Source organism: Nocardioides sp. NPDC057767 (assembly GCF_042798275.1).
GTDB lineage: Bacteria > Actinomycetota > Actinomycetes > Propionibacteriales > Nocardioidaceae > Nocardioides.
In genome coordinates this window covers 9828-16159 of sequence record NZ_JBHVKJ010000085.1, presented here as the reverse complement: position 1 = coordinate 16159, position 6332 = coordinate 9828, and the positions used below count along the sequence as shown (strand labels likewise).

At 70.3% G+C, this 6332-nt stretch carries 6 protein-coding genes; 3 read left to right on the top strand and 3 right to left on the bottom strand.

Going from position 1 to position 6332, the window contains the following annotated elements:
• Positions 1–31 precede the first annotated feature (31 nt).
• Complete coding sequence (locus ACFVDI_RS26915; RefSeq protein ID WP_378911959.1) at positions 32–2221, bottom strand: HelD family protein; 2190 nt, start codon at positions 2219–2221, stop codon at positions 32–34.
• Between the two features lie 116 nt (positions 2222–2337).
• Entirely contained in the window at positions 2338–3105 is a 768-nt protein-coding gene (locus ACFVDI_RS26910) for an enoyl-CoA hydratase family protein (RefSeq protein ID WP_378911957.1), read from the bottom strand.
• 19 nt (positions 3106–3124) lie between these two features.
• Between ACFVDI_RS26910 and ACFVDI_RS26905 the strand changes: the two genes are divergently transcribed.
• Positions 3125–3706, top strand: a complete 582-nt coding sequence (locus ACFVDI_RS26905; RefSeq protein ID WP_378911955.1) for a protein-L-isoaspartate O-methyltransferase — start codon at positions 3125–3127, stop codon at positions 3704–3706.
• Here ACFVDI_RS26905 and ACFVDI_RS26900 read toward each other — a convergent pair.
• Positions 3703–4839 carry a YihY/virulence factor BrkB family protein gene (locus tag ACFVDI_RS26900; protein ID WP_378911954.1) on the bottom strand — a complete coding sequence of 379 codons (1137 nt, stop codon included), beginning with the start codon at positions 4837–4839 and terminating at the stop codon, positions 3703–3705. The genes ACFVDI_RS26905 and ACFVDI_RS26900 overlap by 4 nt on opposite strands.
• A 96-nt stretch (positions 4840–4935) precedes the next feature.
• On the opposite strand from ACFVDI_RS26900, the gene ACFVDI_RS26895 reads away from it, so the two are divergent.
• Together ACFVDI_RS26895 and ACFVDI_RS26890 are read left to right on the top strand one after the other, a co-directional pair.
• Complete coding sequence (locus ACFVDI_RS26895; RefSeq protein WP_378911953.1) at positions 4936–5496, top strand: RDD family protein; 561 nt, start codon at positions 4936–4938, stop codon at positions 5494–5496.
• Positions 5497–5555: 59 nt separating this feature from the next.
• Positions 5556–6257: an RDD family protein gene (locus ACFVDI_RS26890; RefSeq protein ID WP_378911952.1), complete on the top strand. Its 702-nt coding sequence runs from the start codon at positions 5556–5558 to the stop codon at positions 6255–6257.
• Positions 6258–6332: the final 75 nt, after the last annotated feature.

Genomic DNA, 6332 nt, shown 5'->3' with positions numbered 1-6332 from the left:
GGTCTTGACGGGCCGACTCGGCGGCTTCGACTCAGGAGACGGTGGTCAGGAGCTGGGTGGCGCGGGTGAGGACGACGTAGAGGGTGGCGCGGCCGGTGGCGGACTCGCGCTCGATCTCGTCGGGGCTGACCACGACGATGCCGTCGAACTCGAGGCCCTTGGTGTCCAGACCGGTGAGGACGACGATGCGGTCCTCGCCGGAGGGCACCGAGGTCGGGTCGGCGGCAGAGGCAGCAGCCGAAGGAGCGTCGGCCGCGAACTCCGACCACGACGCCAGCCACGAGTTGACCTCGGAGCGGCGCGCGACCGGGACCACGATGCCGACGGTGCCACCGACCTGGGCGGCGATCTCGCCGACCGCCTCCCGGGTCGCCTTCTCCAGGTCGACCGCGTGCTCGACGACCCGCGGCTCGACGCCGGTGGAGCGCACCGCGGTGGGCAGGTCGGCGTCGAGACCGACCCGCTCGGCATACGCGGCGGCGAAAGCGTAGATCTCGGCCGAGTTCCGGTAGTTCGTGGACAGGTGGAAGGCGTGGACCGGCTTGCCCTCGAGCGCCTTGGCCCGCGCCTCCTCCGCCTCCGCCGCCACCGGCCACGAGGACTGGGCGGGGTCGCCGACGATGGTCCACGAGGCCGTACGTCCCCGGCGGCCGACCATCCGCCACTGCATCGGCGTGAGGTCCTGGGCCTCGTCGATGAGGATGTGGGCGAACGGGTCGTCGTCGATGCGGTAGGTCGGCGGGCGCCAGCCCCGGCCGGAGGAGAACTCGCGGTCGGAGGCGGTCATCAGCTCGGCGATGTCGATGCCGCTCTGGTCGGCGTCGCGCTCGTCGGCGACCTGCTCGGGGATGTCGCCGATCGCGTAACGGAGCTCGTCGAGCAGCGGGATGTCCTCGATGGCCAGGTCGGCGTCGGTCAGACCGCGCCCGGCCCACGACTTGAGGAGCAGCTGCTGCTCGTCGTACGTCAGGATCCCCTCGGACACGCGGGCCAGGAACTCGGGCTCACGCAGCCAGCCGAGGACCTCGCGCGCCTCCAGCGCCGGCCACCAGGCGGCGGCGAACTCGAGGAAGGCGGGGTTGTCGAGCATCTCGTCGTTGAAGACCTCGCGGCCGCGCTCACGGCCGCGCTCGCCGCGTACCTGACGCCAGAGGATGTCGAGGAGCATCTGGGGTACGCGACGCAGCTGCTGGTTGCGGCGGCCCTGGCTCATGAGCTGCCGGCGCAGCTCACCGAGCCGCTTGCCGTCCAGTCGCAGCGAATCGTCGCGGTAGAAGACCTTGAACTCACGGGGGGAGCCCGGCGCCTGCTGGCGCGAGGCCCGACGCAGCACCTCGGCCATCCGAGCCGAGCCCTTGACGTCGGCGACGGCGGGGTCGTTGTGCCAGGTCGCGCGTACGCCGTCCACGACCTCACCCAGCGAACGCAGCGCCACCGCGGTCTCACCGAGGCTCGGCAGGACGCGCTCGATGTAGCGCATGAAGACGCCCGACGGTCCGACGATGAGGACACCACCGGACTCGTAGCGGCGACGCTCGGTGTAGAGCAGGTAGGCGGCCCGGTGGAGGGCCACCACGGTCTTGCCCACGCCGGGGCCGCCGGAGATGGTCGTGACGCCCTTGCCGGGCGCCCTGATGGCCTTGTCCTGCTCGGCCTGGATCGTCGCGACGATGGAGTGCATGGTGCGGTCGCGGGCGCGGCTGAGCTGGGCGATGAGGGCACCCTCGCCGACGATCGGCAGCTCGGCGCCGGAGCGATCCAGAGCCTCGGCGTCGAGCAGCTCGTCCTCGACACCGATGACGCTCTGCCCCTCGGAGCGGAGCACCCGGCGCCGGATCACCGACTTCGGCTCCACCGCGGTGGCCTGGTAGAACACCGCCGCCGCCGGCGCGCGCCAGTCGATCAGCAGCGAGTCGCGCTCGGCGTCGCGCAGACCGATGCGGCCGACGTAGCGCGGCTCCTGGTCGACCTCCGGGTCGAGGTCGAGACGGCCGAAGACCAGCCCCTCGTGAGCAGCGTCGAGCTGCGCGATCCGTCGCGCCGCCTGGAAGGCGAACGCGTCGCGCTCGACCAGCCCGCCCTCGTGCCCCAGGCGCCCACGGTCGCGGCCCTCGTTGGCCAGCTCCTGCGCAGCGCGCGCCGACTCCCCCAGCTGGAGGTAGACACGATCTACGAACCTCTGCTCCTGAGCGATCTCGCGCTCAGCCAGCTCGTCGTTCAACTGGATGTTCCCCCGTTACCAAAGATCCACACCCGCCGTGCGCCCCCCATGGCGCACGGCAAGGAGACAACTCTACCCCGACGTGGGGTAACGCGGGCACCGGCGCCACCCGTCGACTACCGCTTCCGGGTCAGGAAGGCGGTCATCGCCTCGCGGGCCTCGTCGGAGCCGAAGAGGCGGGCGGAGAGGGCGGCCATCTCCTCGCCGCCGGCGTCGATGTGCTCGACCAGTCCGCGGACCATGAGGCGCTTGGTCTCGCGCAGGCCCTGAGGGGAGCCCTCGAGGAGCGAGGAGGTGATCGCGGCGACCTCGTCGTCGAGCGACTCGGCCGGGACGGCGGCAGTCAGGATGCCGATCCGGGCAGCCTCGGCGGCGTCGAACTTGTCACCGGTGAGGAAGTAGCGGGAGGCGGCGCGGGCGTCGATCCGGGGCAGGATCGAGAGGGAGATCGCGGCGGGGGCCAGGCCCAGCCGGACCTCGGTGAGCGCGAAGGAGACGGTGTCGGCGGCGATCGCGATGTCGGCGGCGGCCACCAGTCCGAGGCCGCCGGCGCGCACGGGGCCCTGGACCTTCGCCACGACCGGCTTGGTCAGGGCGACGATGGTGCGCTGGAGACGTACGATCCCGCGGGTCCCCTCCTCCATCGGCACCGTCGCGGCCTCGGAGAGGTCGGCTCCGGAGCAGAAGACGGTGCCCGTCGCCTGGAGCACGACCGCCTTGACCGAGGAGTCCTTGTCGGCCGCGTGCAGCGCCTCGAACAGCTCGGTGACGAGCTGGCGGGAGAGCGCGTTGCGGTTGGCCGGCGAGTCGAGGGTGATGGTGGCGACACCATCGGCGACATCGAGGTGGACGAGCTCAACGTTGGTTTCGGGCGACTCAGTCATGGGGCAGACCTTACGGTGCTTGACTGGAGGTGTGGACCCGGTCCTCTATGCATTTTCCGCCATTCCTCGGGAGGGTTTCCTCCCACCTGAGGAGCGGGACTTCGCGGGGTTCGACGAGCCGCTCCCGATCGGCCACGGGCAGACCAACTCGCAGCCGCGGACCGTGGCCGACATGCTCCACCTTCTCCAGGTCGAACCGGGTGACACGGTGCTCGACGTCGGCTCCGGGTCGGGCTGGACGACCGCGCTGCTCGCCCACCTGACCGGTCCCGAGGGGAGCGTCGTCGGGGTCGAGCTGGAGCCCACCCTGGTCAGGTTCGGCCGCCGGAACCTGGCGGCGACCGATCAGCCGTGGGCACGCATCGAGCAGGCGGAGGAAGGTGTCCTCGGGTGGCCCCAGGAGGCTTCGTACGATCGCATCCTCGTCTCCGCCGAGGCCGAGGCGCTGCCGAGCGAGCTCATGGACCAGCTCGCCGCGCCCGGCCGGATGGTGGTTCCCGTCGCCGGCCTGATGATGCTGGTCGAACGCAACGAGACCGGCACCGCGCGCCTGAGCAGCCACGGTTGGTATCGCTTCGTGCCGCTGCGTCGAAAGCTCTAAGGATTCGTACGTCGCGTCCGCTCGCCGTCGTCGGGGTGCGGCACCGCGCGCAGCTTGCCCGGCGGCACCGGGGGCGGCGGCGTGGTGGGCGGCAGCGGCCGGCTGAACTCGTCGCGGCGACGGATCCGGCGGGCGGTCTTGCGGAGCCACGAGGGGTCCATGACGATCTCGTGGGTGTTGCCGTCGGGACCGTCGAAGGTGACCGCGACCGTCTCGAAGCCCTTGTGGCGCTGCATGAGGGCATAGCTCGCGTAGGCGCGGCGGTCGGCCTCGGTCAGCTCGACGTCGTCGGTGAAGAGGGTGAGCAGCGCGCGCGGCCACAGATGACGGGAGTAGACGACGTTGACCTCGATCGAGAGCACCACCATCAGCGCGGCGATGTAGAGGAAGGCGACCAGCCCGAGGACCAGTGCGAAGGTCTGGTTCATGCCGCGGGTGGCCGCGAGCACGTGCTGGACGAACTCGGCGCCGAAGTACTGCAGCACCTGCCACAGCAACCCGAACGTGAACGCCCCCGGTAGCGCGTGCGCAAGGGAATGGTCGCGGGTGGTGGCCATCCGGAAAACGACGCAGAGCATGCCGGTGACGATCACTACGGTGCCGAGGATCACCAGCCAGTAGCCGACGTCGACCGCCTTGAACCCGAGGAAGTCGGTGCGGCTCAGCACCAGCGACAGCGCGGTCACCGAGAGGATGGCCAGACCGCCGGCAGCGAGCATGAAGAGCGACCGCACCCGCAACAGGATCGGGTTGGGGCGGCTGTTGCGCGGCACCGACCAGGCGGTGTTGACGGCATTCTGCATCGAGAGGCCGAGCCCGAGCGCACCGTAGAGGGCGGTGATGCCACCGACGATGATCGCGCCGGTCGATCCGGTGAGCTCTTTGCGGCCCAGCTGGTCGCCGATGATCGGGAACTGCGCCAGCGCCGTGTCGAGCACCGCCTCCTGCAGGGCCGGGTTGCCCTCGAGCACGAAGCCGAGGATCGAGGAGGCGAGCAGCAGGATCGGGAAGACGGCCACGAAGGCGTAGTAGGTGATGATCGCGGCGAGATTGTTGCCCTGGTCGTCCCAGAACTTGTAGAGAACAGCCAGCGGGAACGCGACCGGCGGGAACCGGCGCTGAGCCCGATCCATTGCCTTCGCCGCTCCAGCCACAAGGGTCAGGCTAACCCCTGCCTGACCCGATAGATTGAACGTCGGTCAGGTCAGCAGGTCAGCACACTCGAGGAGATGACCCACCAGATGTCCAACTTCGGCCCGCCGACCGGGCCGCCGCCAGGCGCCCCGCAGGACCCCGCTCGTGGACCGGGCGAGCAGCCCCAGGCCCCGCCCTGGGCGCAGCAGTCGTACGTCCCTGCCGGGCCGCCGCTCGCGACCTGGGGCCGTCGGGCCGGCGGTGCCCTGATCGACGCCGCCCTGCTGTTGCCGTTCTATCTGGTCGCCGGTGTGGGCGGCGGGCTGGCGCAGGAGTCCGGCTTCTTCGTCACCGCGTTCGGGCTTCTGGTGACACTGGCCGGCTGGGTCGGCGGCCTCGTCTTCGCGATCTGGAACCACGTCGTCAAGCAGGGCCGCTCCGGCTACACCATCGGCAAGGGTGTCGTCGGCATCAAGCTGGTGCGACACGATTCGCAGGCCACGACCGGCGTCCCGGTGGCGCTGGTGCGACAGCTGCTCCACGTCCTCGACGCGTTCTGCATGATCGGCTACCTGTGGCCGCTGTGGGACGACAAGCGGCAGACCTTCGCCGACAAGATCGTCGGCACGCTGGTCGTCGTGGAGCCTCGCTCTTAGCCCCAGCGCTCAGGCGTGTGCGCTGACATTTACGTTGAGATGTGGCCATACTCGGGCCCATGTCTAACTACGGCCCGCCTCCTGGCGCCCCGCAGGACCCTTCCGGCCAGCCTCTGCCGCCGACTCCGCCGCCCGCACCGGCCTACGGTCAGCCCAGCGCTCCGCCGCCGCCTCCAGCGCCGGGTTACGGCTATGCCGCCCCTGCCGCTCCCGCCGGCTACGGCGCCGCTGCGGCCGGTTACGGCTACGGCGCCCCGACCCCGCCGTACGCCTCCTGGGGCGCACGCGTCGGCGCCGCGATCATCGACGGGCTCGTCGGTGCGGTGGCCACGATCCCGCTCTGGATCGGCTACGGCCTGCTCATCGGTGGGGCCGCCTCGGGCGCTGCCTCGGAGTACGACCCGAACACCGGCATGTACACGCCCGCCGGCGAGCCCAACGGGGCGCTCATGGCCATCGGCGGGCTCGTCATGTTCATCGGCTTCCTGGTGAGTCTCGCCTTCCTGTTCTGGAACTACGGCCTGAAGCAGGGCAAGACCGGCTACACGATCGGCAAGGGCGTCCTCGGCATCAAGGTGGTCAAGGAGGCCGACGGCCAGGTCCTCGGGACGTGGTTCTCGATCGGACGCTTCTTCGTCCACTACCTCGACCAGCTCGCCTGCTACATCGGCTACCTGTGGCCGCTGTGGGACGAGAAGCGGCAGACCTTCGCCGACAAGATCCTCAGCACGATCGTCGTCACCGAGCCGAAGCAGAAGTAGCACCCGTCGGTCGAGCCGCCGGAGCCGCTAGGCGGAGGCGTGTCGAGACCAACACAGCAAGCGACTGTGTTGGTC